This window comes from Streptomyces paromomycinus (genome assembly GCF_003865155.1).
Taxonomy (GTDB): domain Bacteria; phylum Actinomycetota; class Actinomycetes; order Streptomycetales; family Streptomycetaceae; genus Streptomyces; species Streptomyces chrestomyceticus.
Genome location: NZ_BHZD01000001.1, coordinates 5258350 through 5285299, shown reverse-complemented (window position 1 = coordinate 5285299; position 26950 = coordinate 5258350). Strand labels below are relative to the sequence as shown.

General features: G+C 69.5%; 15 protein-coding genes and 3 rRNA genes. 4 read left to right on the top strand and 14 right to left on the bottom strand.

Annotated features, from left to right (window positions below; translation table 11 throughout):
* The first annotated feature begins 396 nt into the window (after window positions 1-396).
* Window positions 397-1623, top strand: a complete 1227-nt coding sequence (locus tag OEIGOIKO_RS22385) for a DUF5667 domain-containing protein (protein WP_125055533.1) — start codon at window positions 397-399, stop codon at window positions 1621-1623.
* 126 nt (window positions 1624-1749) lie between these two features.
* Here the strand turns inward: OEIGOIKO_RS22385 and OEIGOIKO_RS22380 are convergent, their stop codons facing one another.
* The 11 genes from OEIGOIKO_RS22380 to OEIGOIKO_RS22330 all read right to left on the bottom strand — a co-directional run bounded on the left by OEIGOIKO_RS22380 (window position 1750) and on the right by OEIGOIKO_RS22330 (window position 14297).
* On the bottom strand, window positions 1750-2754 hold the full coding sequence (locus tag OEIGOIKO_RS22380; RefSeq protein WP_125055532.1) for a lysophospholipid acyltransferase family protein: 1005 nt from the start codon (window positions 2752-2754) through the stop codon (window positions 1750-1752).
* A gap of 14 nt (window positions 2755-2768) precedes the next feature.
* Window positions 2769-3818 (bottom strand): NAD-dependent epimerase/dehydratase family protein, encoded by a 1050-nt coding sequence (locus OEIGOIKO_RS22375; protein WP_125055531.1) that lies wholly within the window; start codon window positions 3816-3818, stop codon window positions 2769-2771.
* A gap of 363 nt (window positions 3819-4181) precedes the next feature.
* Window positions 4182-4280: a 30S ribosomal protein bS22 gene (locus OEIGOIKO_RS22370; protein ID WP_003948845.1), complete on the bottom strand. Its 99-nt coding sequence runs from the start codon at window positions 4278-4280 to the stop codon at window positions 4182-4184.
* Window positions 4281-4399: 119 nt separating this feature from the next.
* Window positions 4400-4609, bottom strand: a complete 210-nt coding sequence (locus OEIGOIKO_RS22365; RefSeq protein ID WP_051831566.1) for a helix-turn-helix domain-containing protein — start codon at window positions 4607-4609, stop codon at window positions 4400-4402.
* A 128-nt stretch (window positions 4610-4737) separates the two neighbouring features.
* Window positions 4738-5589, bottom strand: a complete 852-nt coding sequence (locus tag OEIGOIKO_RS22360; protein WP_125055530.1) for a phosphatase — start codon at window positions 5587-5589, stop codon at window positions 4738-4740.
* Between the two features lie 116 nt (window positions 5590-5705).
* Window positions 5706-6887, bottom strand: a complete 1182-nt coding sequence (locus tag OEIGOIKO_RS22355) for an acetoin utilization protein AcuC (protein ID WP_125055529.1) — start codon at window positions 6885-6887, stop codon at window positions 5706-5708.
* Window positions 6888-6983: 96 nt separating this feature from the next.
* On the bottom strand, window positions 6984-7637 hold the full coding sequence (locus OEIGOIKO_RS22350; RefSeq protein ID WP_125055528.1) for an HAD family hydrolase: 654 nt from the start codon (window positions 7635-7637) through the stop codon (window positions 6984-6986).
* Between the two features lie 127 nt (window positions 7638-7764).
* Window positions 7765-7881: ribosomal RNA gene (rrf, locus tag OEIGOIKO_RS22345) — 5S ribosomal RNA — on the bottom strand.
* 76 nt (window positions 7882-7957) lie between these two features.
* Window positions 7958-11078: ribosomal RNA gene (locus tag OEIGOIKO_RS22340) — 23S ribosomal RNA — on the bottom strand.
* Between the two features lie 300 nt (window positions 11079-11378).
* Window positions 11379-12907 (bottom strand): 16S ribosomal RNA (locus OEIGOIKO_RS22335).
* The 16S, 23S and 5S rRNA genes sit together here, the layout of an rRNA operon.
* Window positions 12908-13736: 829 nt before the next feature.
* Window positions 13737-14297, bottom strand: coding sequence for a MarR family winged helix-turn-helix transcriptional regulator (locus tag OEIGOIKO_RS22330; RefSeq protein ID WP_125055527.1), 561 nt, complete (start codon window positions 14295-14297; stop codon window positions 13737-13739).
* A gap of 151 nt (window positions 14298-14448) precedes the next feature.
* Between OEIGOIKO_RS22330 and OEIGOIKO_RS22325 the strand changes: the two genes are divergently transcribed.
* Window positions 14449-15789 (top strand): MFS transporter, encoded by a 1341-nt coding sequence (locus tag OEIGOIKO_RS22325; protein WP_125058868.1) that lies wholly within the window; start codon window positions 14449-14451, stop codon window positions 15787-15789.
* Between the two features lie 102 nt (window positions 15790-15891).
* Here the strand turns inward: OEIGOIKO_RS22325 and OEIGOIKO_RS22320 are convergent, their stop codons facing one another.
* Both OEIGOIKO_RS22320 and OEIGOIKO_RS22315 read right to left on the bottom strand, forming a co-directional pair.
* Window positions 15892-17673: an ATP-binding SpoIIE family protein phosphatase gene (locus OEIGOIKO_RS22320; RefSeq protein ID WP_125055526.1), complete on the bottom strand. Its 1782-nt coding sequence runs from the start codon at window positions 17671-17673 to the stop codon at window positions 15892-15894.
* A gap of 497 nt (window positions 17674-18170) precedes the next feature.
* On the bottom strand, window positions 18171-19544 hold the full coding sequence (locus OEIGOIKO_RS22315; protein WP_125055525.1) for an NAD(P)/FAD-dependent oxidoreductase: 1374 nt from the start codon (window positions 19542-19544) through the stop codon (window positions 18171-18173).
* A 444-nt stretch (window positions 19545-19988) separates the two neighbouring features.
* On the opposite strand from OEIGOIKO_RS22315, the gene OEIGOIKO_RS22310 reads away from it, so the two are divergent.
* Window positions 19989-21056, top strand: coding sequence for a TetR/AcrR family transcriptional regulator (locus tag OEIGOIKO_RS22310; protein ID WP_125055524.1), 1068 nt, complete (start codon window positions 19989-19991; stop codon window positions 21054-21056).
* A gap of 954 nt (window positions 21057-22010) precedes the next feature.
* Window positions 22011-23852 carry a sigma-70 family RNA polymerase sigma factor gene (locus OEIGOIKO_RS22305; protein ID WP_246177488.1) on the top strand — a complete coding sequence of 614 codons (1842 nt, stop codon included), beginning with the start codon at window positions 22011-22013 and terminating at the stop codon, window positions 23850-23852.
* 420 nt (window positions 23853-24272) lie between these two features.
* Here OEIGOIKO_RS22305 and OEIGOIKO_RS22300 read toward each other — a convergent pair whose 3' ends face one another.
* The gene (locus tag OEIGOIKO_RS22300; RefSeq protein WP_125055522.1) at window positions 24273-26357 is read right to left on the bottom strand and encodes an asparagine synthase-related protein; all 2085 of its coding nucleotides are present in this window, start codon (window positions 26355-26357) and stop codon (window positions 24273-24275) included.
* Between the last annotated feature and the right edge of the window lie 593 nt (window positions 26358-26950).

The following is a 26950-nucleotide window of genomic DNA, read 5'->3' as shown; positions in this document are numbered from 1 at the left end:
TGCCTCACCGCCCCGGGCCGTCCACTCCGGCCCGCCGCCAGGACTAACGCTTGGACCACCGCCCCGATCGCCTGAATCTCCCGGACCGATGTTGACGGCCACGCCTTTCGTACGCCTCCGCGTGCACCACCCGCGCCCGCTGACACGCCCGGCGGCGGTCACCGCGGCGACCGACCGCGAGTGTCCGTTCGCGACCGTTCGGTCAGATCATCGTGAGTGCGTAACCCAAGTGCCGCGGCGCTCGTTGTGCAGAACGCAGGCTCCCCGCGGTCACGCCATGCCCGCACCCTCTCACTCGATCGAGTGGATGCGAACAGGGCGTGCAACCTTCCGGCCCGTCTGGATAGTCAAGCCAGTCCGGGGAGTCGAGCGGGATGACGAGAGGAGGTGCCGCCCGTGATCGCGAACGTATCGGTGCACCGGCGGGCTAACGCCTTCGCCCAGGCCCTGGAGGATCAGGTCCTTCCGGGCGCGGCGGCCGAGGACGAGGTCGGCACACCGGCGGAAGCGTGCGGAGAAACAAGGCTGTTGGCGGTCGCCGGCACCCTCGGAGAACTCCCCAAGCCGGAGTTGGACCCCGAGGTCAAGACCGTCCACCGGGCCCAGCTCATCGCGGCGATGGAGGCGGCCTTCGCCGAGGGCGCCGCGTCCGACGCCTCACGGGTGCCGCAGCAGCGCGGGGCGCGCGGCACGCACCGCGCGGCGAAGTCCCTGGGACGGCTGCGCCCCCGGTCGCGGCTGTCGAAGGGGCTCGCGGCGGGCGGCCTGACGGTGGGCGTCGCGGCCGGCGCCTTCAGCGGCGTCGCCGCCGCCAGCTCCGACGCGCTCCCCGGCGACTCGCTGTACCCGCTCAAGCGGGGCATGGAGGACCTGAAGCTGAACCTGACGGGCGACGTGGCCGACCGCGGCCGCCTCTTCCTCGACCAGGCGTCCACCCGCATGTCCGAGGCCCACCGCCTCATGGAGCGCCTCCGCTCCGGCCCCCTCGACCACGAGTCGCTCGGCGAGATCCGCAAGGCGCTGTCCGGCGTCAAGCAGGACGCCGGCGAGGGCCACCGCCTCCTCCACGAGGAGTACGAGCGCGACGGCTCCCTCGGCCCGATCCAGACGCTCAACTCCTTCACCAAGTCGCACCGCGACAGCTGGTCCCGGCTGCGCGACCGCCTGCCGGCCCAGCTGACGGACGTGCGCGACGAGGTCAGCTCGGTCTTCGACGCCATAGACGAAGAGGTCGGCCCGCTGCGTTCCCTGCTGCCCAAGCACCCGGGCGGCGAGAGCCACCGCGAGAAGGCCCCCGCGGCACCCGCGCCGGGCAGCACCCAGGGCCGTACGGATCACCCGTCACCGTCCGGGAAGAGCGCCTCCTCGTCCGGCGAGGCGGACGGCTCGCACAGGCCGCAGCGCCCGTCGGCCTCGTCCCCGTCCCATGAGGACGAGGGCCTGCTCGGCGGCAGCACGGGCGGCCTGCTCGACCCGCCCGCCGACTCCGGCACCCCGGAGCCGGACGGCAAGGGCACCGGCAAGAGCAAGGAGACGCCGGACGAGCCCGACGTCACGATCCCGCCGCTGCTCCCCGGGCTGCTGCCGGACATCGGCCTCGACGGCAAGAACCCGCTGGGCTGACCCACCCGCGTCGGGCCGCCACCCGACGCCGCGACGCCCCGGTGCCACCACACGGCGCCGGGGCGTCGCGGGCGTTCACGGAGCAGGCCCGTACCGCGCGGCCCCGCGGCCCGCCGTACGGCAGCGTCAGAAGAACACCGACCGCCGCTGCACCAGCAGCTTGTACAGGGTGTGCTGGATCGTCTCCCGTACCTGGTCCGTCAGATTGAACATCAGCATCGGGTCGTCCGCCGCCTCCGCCGGATAGCCGTCCGTCGGGATCGGCTCCCCGAACTGGATCGTCCACTTCGTCGGCAGCGGCAGCAGCCCCAGCGGCCCGAACCACGGGAAGGTCGGCGTCAGCGGGAAGTACGGGAAGCCCAGCACCCGCGCCAGTGTCTTGGCGTCCCCGATCTTCGGGTAGATCTCCTCGGCGCCCACGATCGAGCAGGGCACGATCGGCACCCCGGCCCGCAGCGCGGTGGAGACGAACCCCCCGCGCCCGAACCGCTGGAGCTTGTAGCGGTCGGCGAAGGGCTTGCCGATGCCCTTGAAGCCCTCCGGCATCACCCCGACGACCTCGCCGCGCTCCAGCAGCCGCTGGGCGTCCTCGGCGCAGGCGAGCGTGTGGCCGGCCTTGCGCGCCAGCTCGTTGATCACCGGCAGGACGAAGACCAGGTCGGCCGCGAGCAGCCGCAGGTGCCGGCCGGCGGGGTGGTGGTCGTGCACCGCGACCTGGAGCATCAGCCCGTCCAGGGGCAGCGTCCCGGAGTGGTTGGCGACGATCAGCGCGCCGCCGTCCGCCGGAATGTTCTCGATGCCTTTGACCTCGACCCGGAAGTACTTCTCGTACAGGGGCCGCAGCACCGACATCAGGACCTGGTCGGTCAGCTCCTCGTCGTACCCGAAGTCGTCGACCTCGTACTCGCCGGTGAGCCGCCGGCGCAGGAAGCGCAGACCGCCGGCGATCCGCTGCTCCAGGGACTCCCCCGGCGCCCCCTGCGGCCCTCCCGCCGCCTGTCCCCGCCCGTCCTGCCGCCGCGGCTCCGGTACGGGCGCCAGCGCCGTACGGCGGCCTCCGCGGCCCGGCCGCTTGGTCTTTCTGCGCGACCGGGGCTCCTCGCCGAAGGGAATGACCTTGGCGTCCGCCATCGTGGGTGAACTCCTCACTGGGTCGGGCCGCTGCGTGCGGACAGCACGGCGGCGAGCCGGTCGACGGTACGGGCGAGGACCTCGGGCGGCAGCAGCCCGGGCCCACGGCTGCGGGCGAACTCCGCGAAGGACTCCGCCGTCGTGTATTTCGGGTGAAACCCCAGTGTCTCGCGCATCTGGGTCGTCCGGACGACCCTGCCGTGCGTGAGCATTCGGATCTGCTCCGGCGAGAAGTCGGTGATGCCGACCGAGCGCAGCGCGGTGCCGGCCCAGGTGACGGTCGGCAGGAACAGCGGCAGCGTGGGCCGGCCGAGCCGCCGGGAGCACTGGGAGAGCAGCAGCGCGCCGTCCCCCGCGATGTTGAACGTGCCGCTGTTGAGCGTGCCGCGGCGCGGCTTGCCGGAGGCCAGGCACAGCGCCTCGATCGCGTCGTCCTCGTGGACGAACTGCAGCCGCGGGTCGTAGCCCAGGACCGTGGGCAGGACGGGCAGCGAGAAGTACTCGGCGAGCGGTGAGTCGGCGCAGGGCCCGAGGATGTTGGCGAAGCGCAGGACGCACACCGCCACGTCGGGCCGGCGCCGGGCGAAGCCGCGTACGTACCCCTCGACCTCGACCGCGTCCTTCGCGAAGCCGCCGCTGGGCAGCGACTTCGGGGGCGTGGTCTCGGTGAAGACCGCGGGGTCGCGGGGCGCGGAGCCGTACACGCTGGTGCTGGACTTCACCACCAGCCGTTTGACGTTGGGCGCTTTCTGGCAGGCACCGAGCAGCTGCATGGTGCCGATGACATTGGTCTCCTTGACCGTCGCCCGGCTGCCGCGGCCGCCCAGCGGCGTGCCGTTGATGTCCATGTGGACCACGGTGTCCACATTGGTCTCGGCCAGCACTCTGGCTATGGCCGGATGCCGGATGTCGGCCTTGAGGAAATCGGCACCGCCCAAGGGGTGCTCGGGCTCCACCGCATCGACTCCGATCACCCGGCCGACGTCGGGGTCGCGCTGAATGCGTCGTACGAACCGGCCCCCCAGTTGCCGTGCGACTCCAGTGACGAGCACGACCTTTCCCAAGATCAGCCCTTCCTTCCCGCCCTTTGTCCCTCGCGTGAGCCGAGCTGTGCGGCCACGCTATCGGGTCGTTGTTGCGCTGTGATGACCGCGGGATGCGCTGAGCTACATTTCAAGCCTTGGCCCGAGCTTTGCCCGACCCGTCGGCCGACTTTTCCGCGGGGGCCGGAGCCGCGCTCTCCCGCGGGTCGCGCTTTCGGGAAACTCCGCCGGGTACGGAACACCTCGCCCGGCCGGTGACGCCGTCCAGGTATCGGCCGCCCGGTCCGCACCTCACCGGGTGCACCGCAAAACGGCCCCCAAAACGCACCGCAGCCCCCCACCGCGTACTGCGGTGAGAGGCTGTGGAATCGCGATCAGCGTTGCTTACTTCTTGTTGCGACGCTGAACACGGGTGCGCTTGAGCAGCTTGCGGTGCTTCTTCTTGGCCATCCGCTTGCGCCGCTTCTTGATAACAGAGCCCACGACTACCCTCGCTCACTTCGTATCACTCGGTGCGGGGCGTCCGAGCCCACACTACCTACATCGGGCCAGCCTACCCGCCGTCGAGCCTACGGCGTAATCCGAGGGTCACCTTGAGCCCCTCAGGCCGATTCCACCCCCACATAGGACTCACGGAGGTAGTCGTGAACTGCTTGCTCCGGGACCCGGAACGACCTCCCCACTCGGATCGCGGGCAGATGACCGCTGTGCACCAAGCGGTACACGGTCATCTTCGACACTCGCATCACCGTGGCGACTTCCGCCACGGTCAGGAACACGACCTCGTTGAGAGGCCTTTGCTCTGCAGCCATGACACACCTGAACCTTCCGCACATGACGGGCACCGGCTTCCCCTCCGGTGACTCCCCGTCGCTGTGCGCTCACTCCCCAGGTTAGGGGCGGGTGATGCGAGTGGGGAAGAGGAGCAGCGATCGGCCGCCTACTGTGACAGACACGCTCGATTGAGTACATAGCGAGTAAGCGGTCGGTAGTAATCAGACCGCACAGCGTCATCAAGCGGAACTACGGCGGACACCCGCCCCTCGGCCTGTCCGACGAACAGCGCGGGATCGTCCGTATCCGCCAGTCCGATGGCCTCAAAGCCCAGCTGACCTGCTCCGCAGACCCATCCGTGGTCACCGATCACCAGCTCGGGAAGGGGTCCGCCGGCGTCTGCCGCGGCGTCGAGGGCGGTACGAACCGGGAGGGGGGAGTGCGTGTGCACACCCGGCTCACCGGCGGTGCGCCGCACGCCCGGTTCGCGCATCAGCGCGACTCCCCGTACGTAGTCAAGGTTGTACGTGCGTACCCCGAATCGGGTCGCTATGTCGACACAGCGGCCATACGCCGGGGTGAGAAGGGGGCATCCCGCCGCCGACAGGGCGTCTGCCAGGCCGCCGTAGAAGCCCAGCAGCCGGTGCGGATGGCCGGTCCCGATCAGTACCGGAGCGTGCCGGGCGGCCGCCGCGCCGAGCCGGTCGGCGAAGGCGTCGAGCCCCACCAGCGTACGGTGCGGATCGATCACATCTGGGCCGGAAGTATGTCCAGGGTCGGCCGAAACTCCACACTGCTCAGCCATCACCTGAAGAACTTCTGCCACAGACCAGTCGTTCTCGGGCTCCAGACCGATCAGTACGCGCGGATCGCCGGCCGCGAAGAGACGGTAGCGGGTCAGGCTCTTCTCCCTGGAGGTCGCGATCGTCCCCGCGAGCCGCGCCCTGACCACATGCGACTTCAGCGCTTCGGCCGCCGCCCCGTCCGTGCCCGCACCGGTGCCCCACACGGGACCCATGCTGACGCCCCGAACCCCGGTCCATGCCCGAACCGCCCAGTAGTCACACATCCGGGCGTATTGGCCACGAAGTGCGACTTGGCTCCGAAGTACGTCCCCTTCGGACGAACCCGGTCTTACGGCAGCAGCCCGTGCGCGGGGAACACCGCCCGGCGCGTCGCCAGGATCGCCTGGTCCAGACGGTCGGCCGGGTCGTAACCGTCGCCCACGAAGTCGCGCCAGCCCGTCCCGCGTCCGTCCGTCATCCGGTGCGGCCCGCCCTGGCGCGTGCGCCGGTAGACCTCGTGCCGCCAATCCTCCGGCACCGCCGACGTGGGCTCGATCGGGCGCCCCGCCGCGATCGCCACCAGATGGGTCCAGGTACGGGGGACGACATCCACCACCGCGTAGCCGCCGCCTCCCAGCGCGATCCACCGGCCGTCGGCCGTCTCGTGCGCCAGGTCGTGACAGGCCGCCGCCACCGCCCGCTGCGCGTCCAGGCTCACCGCCAGGTGCGCGAGCGGGTCCTCGAAGTGGGTGTCGGCCCCGTGCTGGGTGACGAGGACATCGGGCCGGAACGCGTCCAGCAGCTCGGGCACCACCGCGTGGAAGGCCCGCAGCCATCCCTCGTCGCCGGTGCCGGCCGGCAGCGCCACGTTCACCGCGCTGCCCACGGCTCCGGGCCCGCCGGTCTCCTCCGGCCAGCCGGTCTGTGGAAAGAGCGTCCGGGGGTGTTCGTGCAGGGAGACCGTCATGACCCGCGGGTCGTCCCAGAAGGCGGCCTGCACGCCGTCCCCGTGGTGCACGTCCACATCCACGTACGCGACGCGCTCGGCGCCCAGCTCCAGCAGTCGCGCGACGGCCAGCGCCGCGTCGTTGTAGATGCAGAACCCCGCCGCGCCGCCCGGCATCGCGTGGTGGAGACCACCCGCGAAGTTCACCGCGTGCAGGGCCTCGCCGCGCCACACCGCCTCCGCGGCCCCCACTGACTGCCCCGCGATCAGTGCCGACGCCTCGTGCATCCCGGCGAACGCCGGGTTGTCCTCGGTGCCGAGCCCGTACAGGGGGTCGGCCGCCTTCGGGTCGGCCGATGCCGTCCTTACGGCGTCGATGTAGTCCTCGCGGTGCACCAGCCGTAGCGTGGAGATCCCGGCGGCCTTCGCGGCCACGACCTCCACCGCGTCCGGCCCCCGGTCGAGCCCGTACGCCTCCACCAACCGCATGGTCAGCGCGAGCCGGACCGGGTCCATCGGATGGCCGGGCCCGAAGTCGTAGCCCGTTACTGCCTCGTCCCACATCAGCTGTGCACGGCCGCTCATGCCCGTCACCGTATCGGTCCGGCCGCACGGCGGAAGCGGGGCGGGGGACGGTGGGTGGGCGGGCGGTGGACAGGGCGGTACGGCCGGGGCCTGGGGCTATGCGAGCAGCGCCGACAGCTCTTCCATGCGTGCGAAGAGGCCGGTGACCGGACCGGCCGCGGTCAGCTTCTCCGCGGGGGTCATGGCGGTGAAGCCGTACACGTCCATACCGGCGGCGACGGCGGCCTGGACGCCGAGCGGGCTGTCCTCGATCACCGCGCAGCGCTCGGGTGCCACACCCATCTCACGGGCCGCGTGGAGGAAGAGGTCGGGGGCCGGCTTGCCCTTGCCGACGTCCTGCGAGCTGAAGATCCACTCCTCTTCGAACCATTCGTCGAGGCCGGTCTTGCGGTGTGCGACGCGGATCCGCTCGTGGCTGCCGGAGGAGGCCACGCAGTACGGCGTCCCGTCGGCCGTCAGCTTGCCCAGCACCTCGTGCACGCCGGCGACCGGCTCCAGCTCCCGCTCGAAAGCTTCGAAGACGCGCGCGTGCAGCGTGGTCTCGAAGTCCTCGGGGAGGAGCTGCCCGGTCCGCTCCTTGACGAGGTCGTGGACTCGGTGCACCGCGGCGCCCATGTAGTCGCGGATCGATTCCTCGTACGAGGTGGGGTGGCCGAGTTCGGTGAGGTAAGCGGAAAGGACGGTGTTGGAAAGCGGCTCGCTGTCGACGAGCACACCGTCGTTGTCGAAGATGATGAGGTCATAACGCATCCTTCGAGCCTAAACGCCAGGCCCGGACGGGCCGAAAAATGCGCGGAGCCGGTGCCTCGAACTCTGCGGGAACGCAAAAAAGCTCCGGTCCCTGAACCAGAGGTTCAGGGACCGGAGCTGAAAAATTGTTCGGCGGCGTCCTACTCTCCCACAGGGTCCCCCCTGCAGTACCATCGGCGCTGAAAGGCTTAGCTTCCGGGTTCGAAATGTAACCGGGCGTTTCCCTAACGCTATGACCACCGAAACACTATGAAGATAACAACTCCAGCCAGCAAGGCGAGTTCGTTACTTCAGAACTAACACAGTGGACGCGAGCAACTGAGGACAAGCCCTCGGCCTATTAGTACCAGTCAACTCCACCCGTTACCGGGCTTCCATATCTGGCCTATCAACCCAGTCGTCTACTGGGAGCCTTACCCTCTCAAGGAGGAGGGAGCCCTCATCTCGAAGCAGGCTTCCCGCTTAGATGCTTTCAGCGGTTATCCTTTCCGAACGTAGCCAACCAGCCATGCCCTTGGCAGGACAACTGGCACACCAGAGGTTCGTCCGTCCCGGTCCTCTCGTACTAGGGACAGCCCTTCTCAAGACTCCTACGCGCACAGCGGATAGGGACCGAACTGTCTCACGACGTTCTAAACCCAGCTCGCGTACCGCTTTAATGGGCGAACAGCCCAACCCTTGGGACCGACTCCAGCCCCAGGATGCGACGAGCCGACATCGAGGTGCCAAACCATCCCGTCGATATGGACTCTTGGGGAAGATCAGCCTGTTATCCCCGGGGTACCTTTTATCCGTTGAGCGACGGCGCTTCCACAAGCCACCGCCGGATCACTAGTCCCTACTTTCGTACCTGCTCGACCCGTCAGTCTCACAGTCAAGCTCCCTTGTGCACTTACACTCAACACCTGATTGCCAACCAGGCTGAGGGAACCTTTGGGCGCCTCCGTTACTCTTTAGGAGGCAACCGCCCCAGTTAAACTACCCACCAGACACTGTCCCTGATCCGGATCACGGACCCAGGTTAGACATCCAGCACGACCAGAGTGGTATTTCAACAACGACTCCCCCGCCACTGGCGTGACGAGTTCACAGTCTCCCACCTATCCTACACAAGCCGAACCGAACACCAATATCAAGCTATAGTAAAGGTCCCGGGGTCTTTCCGTCCTGCTGCGCGAAACGAGCATCTTTACTCGTAGTGCAATTTCACCGGGCCTATGGTTGAGACAGTCGAGAAGTCGTTACGCCATTCGTGCAGGTCGGAACTTACCCGACAAGGAATTTCGCTACCTTAGGATGGTTATAGTTACCACCGCCGTTTACTGGCGCTTAAGTTCTCAGCTTCGCCCTGTCGAAACAGAGCTAACCGGTCCCCTTAACGTTCCAGCACCGGGCAGGCGTCAGTCCGTATACATCGCCTTACGGCTTCGCACGGACCTGTGTTTTTAGTAAACAGTCGCTTCTCGCTGGTCTCTGCGGCCACCACCAGCTCAGAGTGCAAGACTCATCACCAGCAATGGCCCCCCTTCTCCCGAAGTTACGGGGGCATTTTGCCGAGTTCCTTAACCATAGTTCACCCGAACGCCTCGGTATTCTCTACCTGACCACCTGAGTCGGTTTAGGGTACGGGCCGCCATGAAACTCGCTAGAGGCTTTTCTCGACAGCATAGGATCATCCACTTCACCACAATCGGCTCGGCATCAGGTCTCAGACTTCATGCACGACGGATTTGCCTACCGTGCGTCCTACACCCTTACCCCGGGACAACCACCGCCCGGGCTGGACTACCTTCCTGCGTCACCCCATCACTCACCTACTACCACCTTGGGTCAGCGGCTCCACCACTCCCCTTTGTCCGAAGACTCCAGGGCGGCTTCACGGCCTTAGCATTAATGGATTCGATGTTTGGCGCTTCAAAGCGGGTACCGGAATATCAACCGGTTGTCCATCGACTACGCCTGTCGGCCTCGCCTTAGGTCCCGACTTACCCTGGGCAGATCAGCTTGACCCAGGAACCCTTAGTCAATCGGCGCACACGTTTCCCACGTGTGTATCGCTACTCATGCCTGCATTCTCACTCGTGAACCGTCCACAACTACCTTCCGGTGCTGCTTCACCCGGCACACGACGCTCCCCTACCCATCACAGTCCCCGTTAGGAGTACATACTGCAATGACACGACTTCGGCGGTGTGCTTGAGCCCCGCTACATTGTCGGCGCGGAATCACTTGACCAGTGAGCTATTACGCACTCTTTCAAGGATGGCTGCTTCTAAGCCAACCTCCTGGTTGTCTCTGCGACTCCACATCCTTTCCCACTTAGCACACGCTTAGGGGCCTTAGTCGATGCTCTGGGCTGTTTCCCTCTCGACCATGGAGCTTATCCCCCACAGTCTCACTGCCGCGCTCTCACTTACCGGCATTCGGAGTTTGGCTAAGGTCAGTAACCCGGTAGGGCCCATCGCCTATCCAGTGCTCTACCTCCGGCAAGAAACACACGACGCTGCACCTAAATGCATTTCGGGGAGAACCAGCTATCACGGAGTTTGATTGGCCTTTCACCCCTAACCACAGGTCATCCCCCAGGTTTTCAACCCTGGTGGGTTCGGTCCTCCACGAAGTCTTACCTCCGCTTCAACCTGCCCATGGCTAGATCACTCCGCTTCGGGTCTTGGGCACGCTACTCAACGCCCTCTTCGGACTCGCTTTCGCTACGGCTTCCCCACACGGGTTAACCTCGCAACATACCGCAAACTCGCAGGCTCATTCTTCAAAAGGCACGCAGTCACGACGCAAGAACAAGTTCTTGCGCGACGCTCCCACGGCTTGTAGGCACACGGTTTCAGGTACTATTTCACTCCGCTCCCGCGGTACTTTTCACCATTCCCTCACGGTACTATCCGCTATCGGTCACCAGGGAATATTTAGGCTTAGCGGGTGGTCCCGCCAGATTCACACGGGATTTCACGGGCCCCGTGCTACTTGGGTGTCTCTTAAACGAGCCGCTGACGTTTCAGCTACGGGGGTCTTACCCTCTACGCCGGACCTTTCGCATGTCCTTCGCCTACATCAACGGTTTCTGACTCGTCCCACAGCCGGCAGACTGCAGAAAAGAGATCCCACAACCCCGCACTGGCAACCCCTGCCGGGTATCACACCAATACGGTTTGGCCTCATCCAGTTTCGCTCGCCACTACTCCCGGAATCACGGTTGTTTTCTCTTCCTGCGGGTACTGAGATGTTTCACTTCCCCGCGTTCCCTCCACATACCCTATGTGTTCAGGTATGGGTGACAGCCCATGACGACTGCCGGGTTTCCCCATTCGGACACCCCCGGATCAAAGCTCGGTTGACAGCTCCCCGGGGCCTATCGTGGCCTCCCACGTCCTTCATCGGTTCCTGGTGCCAAGGCATCCACCGTGCGCCCTTAAAAACTTGGCCACAGATGCTCGCGTCCACTGTGCAGTTCTCAAGCAACGACCAGCCACCCATCACCCAGACCGTTACAGCCTGGTGCACTGGGGCCGGCGTTTGAAGGGCGAGCAACGCTCGCACCCTCAGACACCCAACAGCGTGCCCGACACCCTCACCCCACCGACACGTTCCACGCCGAAGCAGTACTAGTGACAGTTGAGTCAAGTGTGCCGAGTAGTCAACGTTCCACCCATGAGCAACCAGCACCGGACATTCGCCGATGTTCTGGCCTCTGACCAACCGAAGTCGGTGAGAAGTGCTCCTTAGAAAGGAGGTGATCCAGCCGCACCTTCCGGTACGGCTACCTTGTTACGACTTCGTCCCAATCGCCAGTCCCACCTTCGACGATTCCCTCCCACAAGGGGTTGGGCCACCGGCTTCGGGTGTTACCGACTTTCGTGACGTGACGGGCGGTGTGTACAAGGCCCGGGAACGTATTCACCGCAGCAATGCTGATCTGCGATTACTAGCGACTCCGACTTCATGGGGTCGAGTTGCAGACCCCAATCCGAACTGAGACCGGCTTTTTGAGATTCGCTCCACCTCGCGGTATCGCAGCTCATTGTACCGGCCATTGTAGCACGTGTGCAGCCCAAGACATAAGGGGCATGATGACTTGACGTCGTCCCCACCTTCCTCCGAGTTGACCCCGGCAGTCTCCTGTGAGTCCCCATCACCCCGAAGGGCATGCTGGCAACACAGAACAAGGGTTGCGCTCGTTGCGGGACTTAACCCAACATCTCACGACACGAGCTGACGACAGCCATGCACCACCTGTACACCGACCACAAGGGGGACCCTGTCTCCAGGGTTTTCCGGTGTATGTCAAGCCTTGGTAAGGTTCTTCGCGTTGCGTCGAATTAAGCCACATGCTCCGCCGCTTGTGCGGGCCCCCGTCAATTCCTTTGAGTTTTAGCCTTGCGGCCGTACTCCCCAGGCGGGGAACTTAATGCGTTAGCTGCGGCACGGACGACGTGGAATGTCGCCCACACCTAGTTCCCAACGTTTACGGCGTGGACTACCAGGGTATCTAATCCTGTTCGCTCCCCACGCTTTCGCTCCTCAGCGTCAGTATCGGCCCAGAGATCCGCCTTCGCCACCGGTGTTCCTCCTGATATCTGCGCATTTCACCGCTACACCAGGAATTCCGATCTCCCCTACCGAACTCTAGCCTGCCCGTATCGAATGCAGACCCGGGGTTAAGCCCCGGGCTTTCACATCCGACGTGACAAGCCGCCTACGAGCTCTTTACGCCCAATAATTCCGGACAACGCTTGCGCCCTACGTATTACCGCGGCTGCTGGCACGTAGTTAGCCGGCGCTTCTTCTGCAGGTACCGTCACTTGCGCTTCTTCCCTGCTGAAAGAGGTTTACAACCCGAAGGCCGTCATCCCTCACGCGGCGTCGCTGCATCAGGCTTTCGCCCATTGTGCAATATTCCCCACTGCTGCCTCCCGTAGGAGTCTGGGCCGTGTCTCAGTCCCAGTGTGGCCGGTCGCCCTCTCAGGCCGGCTACCCGTCGTCGCCTTGGTAGGCCATTACCCCACCAACAAGCTGATAGGCCGCGGGCTCATCCTGCACCGCCGGAGCTTTCCACACGGAGATCATGCGATCCCGTGTCGTATCCGGTATTAGACCCCGTTTCCAGGGCTTGTCCCAGAGTGCAGGGCAGATTGCCCACGTGTTACTCACCCGTTCGCCACTAATCCCCTCCCGAAGGAGGTTCATCGTTCGACTTGCATGTGTTAAGCACGCCGCCAGCGTTCGTCCTGAGCCAGGATCAAACTCTCCGTGAATGTTTCCGGGATCTCCCGGTAACACACACGAGAGCGGAACAGGAAGCGGAATAGGCTTCCTGTTCACAGCGTCCTCGCTGTGTGTGCCACCCGCACCGCGTGGATGCTGGTGGGCTTTTCAAAGGAACCTCATCCTCCGGCGTGTGCCGGTGGACGGGGTATCAACATATCTGGCGTTGACTTTTGGCACGCTGTTGAGTTCTCAAGGAACGGACGCTTCCTTTGTGCCTGTTTCACCAGGCTCTCCGGGCGCTTCCCTTCAGTCTTGCGTTTCCGACTCTATCAGATCCTCGCGGTCCTGATTTCCGCCGGTGCGTTTCGGCCTTTCGGCTTCTTCGCGGTTCCAACCTTACCAGATCCGTTCGGCGTTTCCGCTTTCCGTTTCCGGCTCCCTGCTGGAGCGGGGCGGCCGTCCGGCTTTCGCTTTTCGGCCTTTCCGACTCTATCAGATCCGCTTTTCGTTCCGGGCTTCCGGTGAAGGAAGCTGGTCGGTTCGAAAGTGAATCCGATTCCCCGTCGGAGGGGGTTGTTCGCGCCTTCCGGCGTGATCACTACTTTAGTGCCTTTTCCCGGTGACGCATAATCGAGTCAGTGGTCGGAATTTCGGCATACGAAATTCTTCCCGTTCGGGAGTCGTGCAGTAGTGGTGGTGCCGCCGGTGCGGCGCGAGGGGCTACCGCAGAACCGTTACAGCTCCATGGCAACTCGAAGAACTTTACGTACGGCGGCGGGCCATGTCAACCACCTCCGGTCAACCGGTTTTGCGCCCGAGGCCGGCCGTGGTCAGTCAGTCGCGCTCGGCCGGTCGAGGCCGGTCAGCCGCAGCCGGTCAGTCGAGATCGTTCAGCCGGCCGTCGGCGTCCGGCTGGGCATCCTCGACGCGGCACAGCAGGCGCGTCAGCATCTCGCCGAGCTGGCCGCGCTCCTCGGTGGAGAGGTCCTGGAGCAGGTCCTCCTCGAAGACCGAGGCCATCCGCATCGCCTCGACCCACTTCTCGCGGCCTTCCTGAGTGAGCTCGACGATCACCCGTACGCGGTTGGCTTCGTCGCGCTCCCGCGTCACCAGGCCCTCGCTCGCCATCCGGTCGATGCGATGGGTCATGGCGGCCGGCGTGAGGCCGAGGCGCTTGGCCAGCTCGCCGGGGCCCATTTGATAGGGCGACCCCGCGACGACGAGGGCCTTCAGCACCTCCCACTCCGCGTTGCTCATGTTGAGGGTCGCGGTCTGCCGGCCGTAGGCGACGTTCATCCGGCGATTGAGGCGCTGCAGTGCGGAGACGACCTGCTCCACCTGGGGATCGAGGCCTTGGAACTCGCGCTGGTAAGCGGCGATCTGTTCCTCGAGGCTCGGCTCCGCAGGACTGTGGGCCGCATCTGAGGGCTCTGACATGCCGGGAAGTATGGCACGTACCTCATTGGCGTTGAAGTCCTTCGGCATGTACTCTTTATCTTCGAACTTTAGTGTTGAAGTCTTCAGGGTGTGACTGTCCAGCCTGCTGCGGCCCGACCGGTCCCCCTCGATCTGACCTAGGTAGGTGAGTGTGACCACCGCGATGGGCGCCGCGCTGCGCCGGATCCAGCTGGGCAACGCGCTGAGCGCGTTCGGCAACGGCTTCACGGTTCCGTATCTCTACGTCTATGTGGCGAAGGTGCGGGACCTGGGCGCAGGCACGGCCGGTCTCGTACTGATGACACTGGCCTTCGCCGCGCTCCTCGTGCTGCCGTTCACCGGCTGGGCGATCGACCGGCGGGGTCCGCTGCCGGTCGCCGTCGTGGGTGCCGTCACCTCCGCCGTCGGATCGCTCGGGCTCGGCCTGTCCACCACCGAGCCGCTGGTCATCCTGTCCGCCGTGGCGCTCGGCGCCGGTATCGCGGTGATCCAGCCGGCCCTGGCCACGATGATCGTGTGGTGCTCGACGGCGGTCACCCGCTCGCGGGCGTTCGCCACCCAGTTCTTCCTGAACAACCTCGGTCTGGGCATCGGCGGCCTCATCGGCGGCCTGCTGGTCGACGAGACGGCGGCCGGCAGCTTCGTGCGGCTCTTCGCGATCGAGGCCGTGATGTTCCTGGTGCTGGGCGCGGCCATCGCGACCGTACGGCTGCCGCGTACGGCGCGGGTCGAGGACCCGGTGCCGGGCGAGGCCCGCGGCAAGGGTGCCTTGCTCTCGCTGTTCACCGACCGCCGCATGATGTGGCTGTGCCTGCTGGGCTTCGTGCTGTTCTTTGCCTGCTACGGCCAGTTCGAGTCGGGGCTCGCGGCGTACGCCACCGAGGTCACCCACATCGCGCCGTCCACACTCGGTATCGCGCTGGCCGCCAACACAGCCGCGATCGTGGCGGCCCAGTTCGTGGTCCTGAAGCTGGTCGAGCGGCGGCGGCGCAGCCGGGTGATGGCCGTGGTCGGGCTGATCTGGACCGTGGCGTGGCTGGCCGCCGGTCTGTCGGGCCTGGTGCACGGTGCGCACGCGGTGGCCACCACTCTGCTGATCTCGACGTACGCCCTCTTCGGTATAGGGGAGTCGCTGCTCTCTCCGACGGTGGCCCCGCTGGTGGCCGACCTGGCGCCGACGTCCCTGGTCGGCCTGTACAACTCGGTCTTCGCCCTGGTGAAGCAGCTGGCCCTGGCGATCGGCCCGGGGATGGGCGCCCTCATGGTGGGCCACGGGCTGGCAGCCCCGTACATCGTGACGCTGGTGCTCTGCACCGTAGGCATCAGCCTGCTGGCGCTGCGGCTGGGGCGGATGCTGAGCCCCGCGCAGGACAACCCGCACATCCGGGCCTTCACTCCGGACGCGCCGGCCGGCACGGTCACCGACACGGGCGTCGAGACGGCGGCCGGCGCCGGTGCGCCGCGACGGGAGTCCGTCACGGCGGTGGCGTGAGCCGCACGGCACACCGGCTGCCTACGGGCCGGACCCTGCACCGAGCAGGGTCCGGCCCGTAGTGCCACCGGTACGCGCATCCGCGTGCGTGCCGCTCCGCCGCTACTCCCGCGGCAGGGCGAACTCGCACCACACGGCCTTGCCGCCGCCCGGTGTCCGGCGCGAGCCCCACGCCGAGGCGATCGTCGCGACGATCGAGATCCCGCGGCCCGCCTCGTCGGCCGGCTCGGCCCGGCGCCGCCGCGGCAGGTGGTCGTCGCCGTCGGTGACCTCGATGATCAGGCGGCGGTCCGTACGGCGCAGCCGCAGCCGCATCGGCGGGGTGCCGTGCTGGAGCGAGTTGGCGACCAGTTCGCTGGCGGCCAGAACGCCGAGGTCGTGCAGTTCCGGGGAGAAGCGCCAGGAGGCGAGCACCCCGGAGGCGAAGGCGCGGGCGCGGGGTGCCGCTTCCGTACCGCCGTGGAGTTCGAGGGCGGCGTTGTGGAACAGCTCGGCGTCGTGCCCCGTGCGGGCGGGGTGCTGCAGGACCAGGACCGCCACGTCGTCGTCGTGGTCGGTGGAGATCCCGAGGGCGCGCAGCAGCCGGTCGCAGACGATGTCCGGCGCTCCGGTCGCCCCCGCGAAGGCGCGTTCCAGGGCCTCGACCCCGTGGTCGATGTCCTTGTCACGGCGCTCGACCAGACCGTCCGTATAGAGGACAGCGCTCGAACCCGGGCCCAGCGGGACGCTGCCGGAGGTGTGCAGCCAGCCGCCGGTGCCCAGCGGCGGGCCGGTCGGCTCGGCGGCGCGCAGGACCGTGCCGTCGGCGTCGCGCACCAGGATGGGCAGGTGGCCGGCGGAGGCGTAGACCAGGCGGCCCTCGTTCGGGTCGTGGACCGCGTAGACGCAGGTCGCGATCTGGCTGGCGTCGATCTCGGCGGCCAGTCCGTCCAGCAGCTGGAGGACTTCGTGGGGCGGCAGGTCGAGCCGGGCGTAGGCGCGGACCGCCGTACGCAGCTGCCCCATGACGGCCGCGGCGCGCACGCCCCGGCCCATGACGTCCCCGATGACCAGGGCCGTACGGCCGGCGCCGAGGGTGATGACGTCGTACCAGTCGCCGCCGACCGCGGCGTCCGTGCCGCCCGGCTGGTACGTCGCGGCGACCCGCAGGTCGTCGGGCTGCTCCAGCTCCTGCGGCAGCAGGGAACGCTGGAGGGTCACGGCCGCGGCGCGCTGGCGTGCCTCACTGACGCGCAGCCGTTCGGTGGACTCCACCTGGTCGGTGACGTCGGCGCCGAAGACGAGCACGCCCTTGTGCGGCGCCACGCAGGCGACCTCGGGGTCGGGCGCCGGGCCACTGGCGGCGACCTCGATGGGGGTGCAGGTGAACGTGTAGTAGCCGTCCCTGGACTGGTCGGCGCCGGCGCCGCCGGGCACCCGGCGGGCCTTGACCGTACGGGGGCGGCCGCTGCGCAGCACCTGGTCCATCAGCGGCAGCAGGCCGAGCGCGTCCAGCTCGGGCAGTGCCTCGCGCGCGGTGGCGCCGGGCGGGCGGGGGCCGAAGACGGTGGCGTACGCGCCGTTGACGTACGCGATGCGGTGCTCGGGTCCGTACACGACCGCCACCAGGGCTGGGACCTTGCCCAGGATGTCGTGCACGGACAGCGCGTCGACGCTGGGCGCGCGGCAGGGGCCGGCGGGCGGGCCGTCACCGGACGGGTCGGAGTCGGGGTGTTCGGCGCGGGCCGCGGGGACCGCGCCGGGGACCGTGGCCGGCGGGCCGCTCGGGGCCGGGGCGGCGGGCCCGGTCGGCACGACGGCGGACGCCGGCGCGGCGCGGTCGGGCCGGGCGGCGCTCCGCCGCTGAGTGCCGGGGAGACGGGCGCTCCAGCGCGTGAAGTTCACGGAGGGGTACCTCTTACTTCGCGTCGTCGCGCGGGATCGGGCCGTCGGCTCGGTGGGACTCCCCGCGCGCACGCCGGAGGGACGCCCGCCCGGCGGAAGCGGGGAGCGGTGTCGGCTGGGGGCACCCTCGGTGCCCTCTGGCGGATTGCAGCAATCGTCCAGAATCCTCGTGATTGTCACTCTTCGCAGATACGAGCCCACCCATGGTCACACGTCCAGTGTGGCCGACCGGACTGACATCCGTCAGACGCCGGGGGCACGAGGTGGAGTTCCTGGCTCCGGCTACGGGGGTCACGGGGGCCGGGTGTGCGGGTGGTACGGCGGGGCGGGAGGGTGATGCGCGGGGTGGGGTGGGGCGGGCGGTACGACGGTCCGGGTGTGCGGGCGGGGGTCGTGCCGTCAGGGCGGAGCGGTACGACTGGGGATTCGGCACGGGGGGGCGGTCCCGGGGGTTTCGGCCCCGGCGGCCCGTACGGCTGACGATGGGCGACGGGTCGTCAGCTCGGCTCGTCGTGGCGCCCGGTGCCCGCCGCCAGTTCGAACTCGGCGCGCGGGTGTTCCAGCGAGCCGAGAGAAACGATTTCCCGCTTGAACAGCCCGGCGAGCGTCCACTCGGCCAGCACCCGCGCCTTCCGGTTGAACGTGGGCACCCGGCTCAAGTGGTACACGCGGTGCATGAACCACGCCGGATAGCCCTTCAGGCGGCGCCCGTAGACATGTGCGACTCCCTTGTGCAGACCGAGCGAGGCGACCGACCCGGCGTACTTGTGCGCGTAGTCCGCGACGGGCCCGCCGCGCACCACCGCGGCGATGTTCTCCGCCAGCACCCGCGCCTGCCGGACGGCGTGCTGGGCGTTGGGCGCGCACTCCCGGCGCGGCTCGTCCGGCTTGGCCGGGCGCTCCGCCGTCAGGTCCGGTACGGCCGCGGCGTCCCCCGCCGACCAGGCGTGTTCGGCACCCTCCACCCGGAGGGCGGCGGTGCATTTGAGACGGCCGCGCCCGGTGCGCGGCAGGCCGGAAGCGGCGATGAGCGGGTGGGGTCTGACGCCCGCGGTCCACACGAGAGTGCGAGCCGGGAAGCGTGCGCCGTCACTCAGGACGGCGACCCGCCCCTCGTACGACTCCAGGCGCGTGTCCAGCCGTACGTCGATGTTGCGCGCCCGCAGCTCCCGTACCGCGTACTGCCCCATCGCGGTACCCACCTCCGGCAGGATGCGGCCGGTCGCCTCGACCAGGATCCACTTCATGTCACCGGGCTCGACGTTGTGGTAGTAGCGCGCCGCGTAGCGTGCCATGTCCTCCAGCTCCGCGAGCGCCTCCACCCCCGCGTACCCGCCGCCGACGAAGACGAAGGTCAGCGCGGCGTCGCGGATCGCCGGGTCGCGGGTCGAGGAGGCGATGTCCAACTGCTCCAGGACGTGGTTGCGCAGGCCGATGGCCTCCTCGACGGTCTTGAAACCGATGCCGCCCTCGGCGAGGCCCGGAACCGGCAGGGCGCGGGAGACCGACCCGGGCGCCAGCACCAGCTCGTCGTAGGCCAGTTGCAGGCCGCCGGTGCCGTCCTCCTCGGAGGCCGGCGTCGTGACCGTGGCGGTCCGCGCGGCGTGGTCGAGCGCGGTGACCTCCCCGACGACGACCTTGCAGAGCGGCAGCACCCGGCGCAGCGGTACGACGACGTGCCGCGGCGAGATGGAGCCGGCCGCGGCCTCGGGGAGAAATGGCTGATACGTCATGTACGGATCGGGGTCCACCACGACCACCTCGACGGCGCCCCGCCGCAGTTCCTGTTTCAGTTTCCGCTGCAGGCGCAGCGCGGTGTACATCCCCACGTAGCCGCCGCCGACAACGAGAATGCGCGCCGGTTCCTTCACAGAGGTTCTCCTCGCGACATCGAAAGGCCGGCCCGAGCGGGTTGCCACCGTCGTCCGGCCGGCCTGCCACCACCAGGCACTGCGTCCCCGGAAGGACACAGCACTGTTCCATGACGCACCGGCGACACGCCTTTGTCCACAGGCCTGACGAAATGTATGACCGGTCCGGCACTTCGGCCCGGAGGGCCGGATTCCGCGCTGCCGGGCACAGGAGCGCAGGTCAGGTGGTGGGTCTACGGCGAGCGGAGGGTACGGAATAGGGGCGGAAGGGAACCGTACTCCGATCGGTGCACGGACTGTGCGGAACTGCCCCCTTCATTCTTGACCTGGGCTCAACTATGTTCGTACCTCGTTGGGGTGCAGCCTCTCGTCGTCACGTCGTTACACCCCAGCAGTCAGGGCGGGGAGTCTCCGGGGGGAGACGTCATTACCGGGGGATCATCTATGCACATTCAGGGCTCTCAATGGCCGACTGCCGTAACTGCCACCGCGCACGCTTCGGAGGGCAGGGGAAACGGCACCACGCACACGCACCCGCACACCGCGCACTCCGGTGCCGGCGGCCGGAGCACACCGCTGCGTGTGGACGCGCAGCGCAATCTTGAGCACGTCCTGCGGGCGGCTCGCGAGGTCTTCGGCGAGCTGGGGTACGGCGCGCCCATGGAAGACGTGGCGCGGCGTGCCCGCGTCGGGGTGGGGACGGTCTACCGCCGCTTCCCGAGCAAGGACGTGCTGGTCAGGCGAATAGCCGAGGAGGAGACCTCTCGGCTCACCGACCAGGCGCGTACGGCGCTCGGCCAGGAGGACGACCCGTGGTCGGCGCTCTCGCGCTTCCTGCGGACGTCGGTCGCCTCCGGCGCCGGGCGGCTGCTGCCGCCGAGCATATTGCGGGTGAGCGCCAGCGCTCCGGTACCGGAGGGCGCGCCTGGTGCCGGTTCCGGTGCCGGTGTCGGTGCTGCTTCCGGTCCCGGTGCCGGTGCGGCTTCCGGTGCTGCTGAGGCCCGGGTTCCGCAGCAGCGTCAGGCGTACGGGCCGGACGGCGTGCCGACCGGCCCGGCGGACGTGTCGGGAGGGTCGGCGCACCGTTCCGCGGACGGGTCCGGCGCGCTGACGTCCGACGTGCCCGCGGAGTTCCGCGTGGTCGCACAGCGCGGCGTACCCGGGGCCGAGGTCTCGGACGTACCGGCCACGGTCCCGAACGGGGTTTCCACCGGCGTTCCGAACGGCGTGTCCGCACGCGGCACGGCCGTCACCGGCACGCTGGAGGCACCGTCCGGGCCGGGTGAAGCCACGGCGGACGGCGGTGCCCAGGCGCTGCTGGAGGTCGTCGGGCAGCTCGTCGAGCGGGCACGCGAGGCGGGCGAACTGCGCGCGGACGTGACGGTGGCCGACGTGCTGCTGGTCATCGCCACGGGCGCACCGTCCCTGCCGGACCCGGCCCAGCAGCAGGCCGCCTCGGCCCGGCTGCTGGAGATCCTGCTGGAGGGGCTGCGGTCACGGCCTGCCGAGTAAGGCTGCGTGGCATCGGCCTGAGAGATCGGGCGGGGCGGGGCGTGGGGTCGGCTGTGGGCCGGCGCCGCGTCCCGTTCTGCGTGTTCTGTGTGCCGGGCGTGGGGCTGGCCGGGGGTCGTCTGTGTGTCCTGGGCGCGGGGCCGACCGGGGGATGGTGGCGTGTCCTGGGCGCGGGGCCGACCGGGGGGCGGTGGCGTGTCCTGGGCGCGGGGGCGACCGGGGGGGGCGGTGGCGTGTCCTGGGCGCGGGGGCCGAAGGCCCCGGTCGCGTGTCCTGGGCGCGGGCGGACGAGTATTCCCCGTACGAGTGACCTCTAGTGCTGCCGTCCGTGAACTCGCCCCGGACGAGTGGTTGGTGTGCTTGCCGGACCGGCCGAGGGGGCCGCCTGTGACACGCTTGCGCGGTGTTACCGCAGCGACGGCGTGTTCGGGGGCCTCGGCGATGGGTGTGGACGGGCGGAACGAGCGGCGGGACGAGCGGCTTGGCGGGGAGCGTGGTCCTCAAGTCCCCGGGCAGAAGCGTCCGTACGGGGTAGGTGGCCTGGAGGCATCGGGCGCGGCGTCCGCGGGGCGTGCCGCGGAACGGCACGACCGGGCCGAGGACGATTACCGGCCCGGACCGGCCGAACGAAACGTTCCTCAGCAGCGGGAACGGCGGAAGAGCCCGGAGTCGGCGGACGCGCGGGAGCGGAGTGACGCCCGGGAGCTGAGGGACGCGCGGGGGCTGAGGGGAGCGCGGGGCCCGAAGGGCCGGGGCGCCCACCGGAAGCCGAGCCGCCCGGAGGCAGCCGAAACCGGCGGTTCCGCGAGGCGGGACGGTCCTGCGAGGCGGGACGGTTCTGCGAGGCGGGACGGTTCTGCGGAAGCGGAGGGCTCGGGGGCGTCGGGGGCTCCAGGAACGTCGGGGGCTCCGGGGACGCACCCGCAGCCCGGCCCCCCGCCCGGGGACCGCGAGTTGATCGACCGTACGCGGAGCGGTGACGACAGCGCGTACGAGGAGCTGTACCGTCGCCACGCCGACGCCGTACGGCGCTACGCGCGCGGTTGCTGCCGGGACGCGCACACCGCCGACGACCTCACCGGCGAAGTGTTCGCCCGTACCCTCCAGGCCGTACGCGGAGGCTCCGGCCCCGACTCCTCCGTACGCGCCTATCTGCTCACCACCGTCCGCCGGGTGGCCGCGGCCTGGGGAAAGACCGCGAAGCGCGAGCAACTGGTCGAGGACTTCGCCGTGTTCGCGATCACGGCGGCCGGAACCACGCTGGACGACGACACGCTCGACCTCGGCGCGGACGTCCGCGCCATGCACGAAGCCGAGCAGTCCATGGCCGTACGGGCGTTCCGCAGTCTGCCGGAGCGCTACCAGACCGTGCTGTGGCACACCACGATCGAGGAGGAGTCGCCGAGCGAGGTCGCGCCGCTACTCGGGCTGTCGGCCAACGCCACCGCCGTACTGGCCCACCGTGCACGCGAGGGCCTCAAGCAGGCGTACCTGCAGGCGCACGTGAACCGTTCGCTCACCGCCGAGGGCGACTGCGCCCGGTACGCGGACCGGCTGGGCGCGTATGCCCGGGGCGGCCTGCGGATGCGGGCGGAGCGCGGGCTGCGCAAGCACCTGGAGGACTGCGCCCGGTGCCGTACGGCGGCCTCGGAGGTCGCGGACGTCAACGAGCACATCCGCGTCATCCTTCCGGTGGCGGTCATCGGCTGGTTCGCGGCCGGATACGCGGTCAAGGGAGCCGCGGCCGTGGTGGGGCTCGGCAGCGCGGGCGCCGCGGCGGGAGCGGGTGCGGCTGCGGCGGCCGGGGGGACAGGGGCGGGGGCCGGGGCCGGGGCCGGGGCGTCCGCGGGAGCGGGGGCTGCTGCGGGGGCTGGTGGGACCGTGGGGGCAGGTGGGGCCGCAGGAGCGGGTGCTGCTGGTGGATCCGGTGGTGCGGGCGGCGCGGGCGCCGTGGTGGGCGAGGGGCTCGGCGCGCCCGCGAAGGTGGCGATCGGCGCGGGCCTGGTGATCGTGGTGGGTGCCGCGCTCGCCCTGGCGCTGATCGGCGACCCGCAGCCGGCGCCCCGTGCGCAGGCCAAGCAGCCCGGCGCTGCCTCGGTCGCACCGCCGCCGCCCGAGTCGGAACCGCCGGAACGCGCTCCGGAGCAGCCGCCCCCGACGCCCGCCCCCGTGTCCCCGAAGCCGACGCCCGGCCCCACCACCTCCTCCCGGCCGCAACCGACGCCGACGCCGTCCCCGACTCCCACGCCGACGAAAACCTCGCCCACCCCCGCACCCGAGCCACCACGCTCGCCCGCACCGGCCGACCCGCCCGCACACTCCCCGAGGCCGACGCCGAGGCCGACCCCGCCGGCGCCCGCTCCGTCCCCCTACCAGATCAACAAGTTGACGTGGGACTTCATGGGAGACGGCACGAAGCCCGAGGTGCGCATGGCGGACAGCAGCTGGCTGTGGCAGCGGCAGGGGCTGCGCATCGGCGGCAGGACGTTCCGGCACGGGGTGACCGTGCACGCGCCGTCCTTCGTGACCATCGACCTGAACCGGCAGTGCACGGCGTACGACGCGTTCGCCGGCGTGGACGACATGGGGCTCGGCCTCGGGGCGCTGCGCTTCTCCGTGTACGCGGACGGGCAACGGCTCTGGCGCTCGGGAGTCGTACGCGGCGGACAGCCCGCCGTCCCGGTCCATGTGCCGCTGCGGGGGCACAGGACGCTGCGGCTGGTGGTCGAGCCCGGTTCGTCCAACACCGTCATGTTCCTGGGCGACTGGGCGCAGTCACAGATCACTTGCCGCTGAGGGCGCTGGGGGTGCTGGGGGTGCTGGGAGTGCTGGGGGACGGTCGCGGTGCGACGGGGATGCGGTGACGGGCGGCCACTGGGGCGGCGATGGGTCGAGGCGTCGCTGCCGTACCGACGCATCGCAGCCGTACGACGCAACGTACCCGTATCGGCGAACCGTCACCGTAACGACGCGACGTACCCGTATCGACGGGCCGCCGACGAACCGACGCACCGCCCACGTCTCGACGAGCCGCGACCGTAGCGTCGCGACGAACCCGTATCAGCGATCCGCTGCCGTGACGACGCACCGCACCCGTATCGACGAGTCGGCACCGAACCGACGCACCGCCCCCGTCTCGACGAGTCGCCACCGAACCGACGCACCGCCCCGACCCATCGTCCCGACGTACCGACGTACCGACCGGCCCGTCCCCCCTCAGAGGCTCGGCCGCGGCGACACTCCGCCCGCCACGGCCCGCTGGCGGGGCGCGGCCGTGCCGGTCCAGCAGGTGCCGCGGCGGGCGAGCAGGCGGCGCAGCCAGAGTTCGGTGGAGACGAGTTCGGCGAGCCCGTCCAGGGGGAGCGGGGCGCCCTCGGCCGCCGCCCGCAGGGCCTTCCGTACGACCCGTGCCTCGACCAGCCCCGCGTCGGCGAGCAACGGTGTGTCGAAGAGGCCGACCACGTCCCCGATGGAGGTGCGCAGCCCGGCCCGTACGGCCGCCGCGTGCGTGAGGTGGGACGTCGCGCCCCAGCCGGACGGCAGGTCGCGGACGCCGGCGCCGGACAGGACTGCACGCAGCACGGCCGCCCGCGCCCCCGGCTGGACACGCAGCGTGTCCGGCAGGGCCCGGCAGGCCAGCACCACCTGGTTGTCGAGGAAGGGGGCGTGCAGGCGTTGGTTGCGTACCTCCACGGCCTGTTCGAAGATCCGGTGGTCGGCCGCGTGCCGGGCCAGCGCGGCGCGGGCCCGGCGTTCTCCCGGCCGTCCCACGGTGGGGGTCCGGACGGCCGCGGCAGTCAGCCGAACCGATACTTCAGCCAGCGCCTCCCCTGTGAGCCACCGCGCCGCGGGCCCGGGCCGGCACCAGGAGAGCGCCGCCAAGGACGCGTCCACCGCGCCACCGCCCGCCACCGGCTCGTCGGTGAACCGCCGCTCCTTCAGGCGGGTCGCCGTGTCGGCGATGCCCGACCCGTACGTCGTACGGGCCAGCTTGCGCGCGGCCCGGTAGACGGTGAACGGCACCAGCGCCGACTGCGACAGCGGCCCGTCGGCCTTGGCGAGTGCCGTGACGGGCCGCAGCAGATGACGTCTGCGGCGGTCCAGGAGCAGGTCGGCCAGGCGGGCCGGGTGCGCGTCCAGGACCTGGCGCGCACCGGCGCCCACGAGGTGGTCCGCGCTGCCCGCCAGCAGCCGCCGGCGGTGGCGTCCGGCCGTGATGAGCGACGGCCCCGGTTCGTCCGTGAGCGGCCCGCCCTCCAGGTCCGCATACGGGAGGGCTTCCTCGCCCGCCGCGACGACGACGTGGTGCAGGCGCGGGTTGGCGGCGATGCTGCGGGCCCGCTCCAGTTCGGCCTCGCGGTACGGGCGGCCCCCATGGGTGGCACGGTCGTTGAAGGTGACGGCCAGGAGGCGCTCGCCCCGCCCGTTGACCGTGCCGGGCACTCCGGGCAGTCCGGCCGCGAGCAGGGCCAGGGTGGCGGAGGCGCTGCCTCCCGAGAGGTCGGCGCCGACGCCGGGGACCGGCGCGCCCCGCGCGGCCCGCCGTTCGGCCGGGCCCATGCCCGGGACGGGCCCCGGGTCCAGGCCGTTCAGACCGTCCGGGTCCGGTGCGTGCCGGGGCCCGGACAGCCGCGCCCGTACGGCTTCGACCAGCGCGTCGCGCACGCCGTCGACGGCCTGCTCCGGCGGCAGTTGGGGCGCGGAGACGGCGAGCGACGCCGTCGGCTCGTAGGAAGTGATGTCGCAGCTGCCGCCGCGGAGGACGAGCGCATGGCCGGGCGGTACCCGCCGCACTCCCTCGTACGGGGTACCGGCGCCGAGCGCCTCGGGCGCGTCCGGGCAGGCCAGCAGCGCGGCCAGATGCCCGACGTCCAGGTTCGCCTCGATCAGGTCGGCGAGCGGGAGGGCGGCGGTCGCGTACGCCGTACCGCCCGCCCACGGGGTGTGGAAGACCGGCCGCGCGCCCGCCAGGTCACCGGTGACCGTCACGCGCCTGCCGACCTGGACGACGGCCGTGTAACTGCCGGGCCAGGCGGTGAGGTGGCGCAGCGCGCCCCCGCGGGCCGCGAAGAGGCCGACCCGCAGCTGGTCGTCGGTGGCGCCGCAGACGCCGAAGACGGCGAGCCGGGTCTCGGCGTCGGCCTGGACGACGCGCACCTCGTCGGCACGCCAGTCGCCGACCGCCCACAGCGGGTCGGGGTCGCCCCACAGGAGCTGGGCGCCTACGGGGAGGACCGTACGGGCCTCCTCGGTGGGGTCCGGTCCCGTACCGGTACTGCTCCACCCCACCAACCAGCGCATCGCCGCCTCCACCCTGTTCGCCGCCGCCGGGCGGCCCCCGTCCGTCCGCCCGGGCGGACACCCGCCCACCTCAGGATCGCCCTGATGGTCGGCAGGGTGGACCGGACCGCCGCCCCGTACAGCGGATTGCCAAGCCGTTGCCAAGCTGTTGTGCGGACCATGCTGCCACGACAGCGGCCTTCTGGAGGCGCCGAGGAGGGCCCGGGTACGGGGGTGTTCGGAAGACGTTATCGAGCGCGGGCGGGCCGGGCGGGCCGGAGGCGGCGAGATCGAGAGGGAGTTCGGGGCCGGGGCGAGTTCGAGGCCGGGACCGGGGGCGAGTTCGAGGGCCGGGGCCGGGGCCGGGGACGAGTTCGGGCCTGGAGGCGCGCGGCAGGGGCGACGGCGGTGTATGAAGGGCCGTCCCCCGCCCGGAAGGCCGCGGCGAGACGGCGCGGCGCCACGACGACGAGAGAGGGAAGGTCACCAAGGCCGGTCCACGAAGCCGGTCAGCGGTACCGGTCCGTGAAGCCGACCCGCAGCGCCGACCCGCAAGGCCGGTCCGCGAAGCCGGTCCAGGACGTCCCGCCAAGGCCGGCAGATCCGTACGCCCC

Coding starts and splice junctions, on each gene's coding strand:
- OEIGOIKO_RS22350 (WP_125055528.1), bottom strand. CDS start 7,637: ATGCGTTATGACCTCATCATCTTCGACAACGACGGTGTGCTCGTCGAC.
- OEIGOIKO_RS22310 (WP_125055524.1), top strand. CDS start 19,989: ATGCACATTCAGGGCTCTCAATGGCCGACTGCCGTAACTGCCACCGCG.
- OEIGOIKO_RS22380 (WP_125055532.1), bottom strand. CDS start 2,754: ATGGCGGACGCCAAGGTCATTCCCTTCGGCGAGGAGCCCCGGTCGCGC.
- OEIGOIKO_RS22330 (WP_125055527.1), bottom strand. CDS start 14,297: ATGTCAGAGCCCTCAGATGCGGCCCACAGTCCTGCGGAGCCGAGCCTC.
- OEIGOIKO_RS22300 (WP_125055522.1), bottom strand. CDS start 26,357: ATGCGCTGGTTGGTGGGGTGGAGCAGTACCGGTACGGGACCGGACCCC.
- OEIGOIKO_RS22360 (WP_125055530.1), bottom strand. CDS start 5,589: ATGGGTCCCGTGTGGGGCACCGGTGCGGGCACGGACGGGGCGGCGGCC.
- OEIGOIKO_RS22355 (WP_125055529.1), bottom strand. CDS start 6,887: ATGAGCGGCCGTGCACAGCTGATGTGGGACGAGGCAGTAACGGGCTAC.
- OEIGOIKO_RS22365 (WP_051831566.1), bottom strand. CDS start 4,609: ATGGCTGCAGAGCAAAGGCCTCTCAACGAGGTCGTGTTCCTGACCGTG.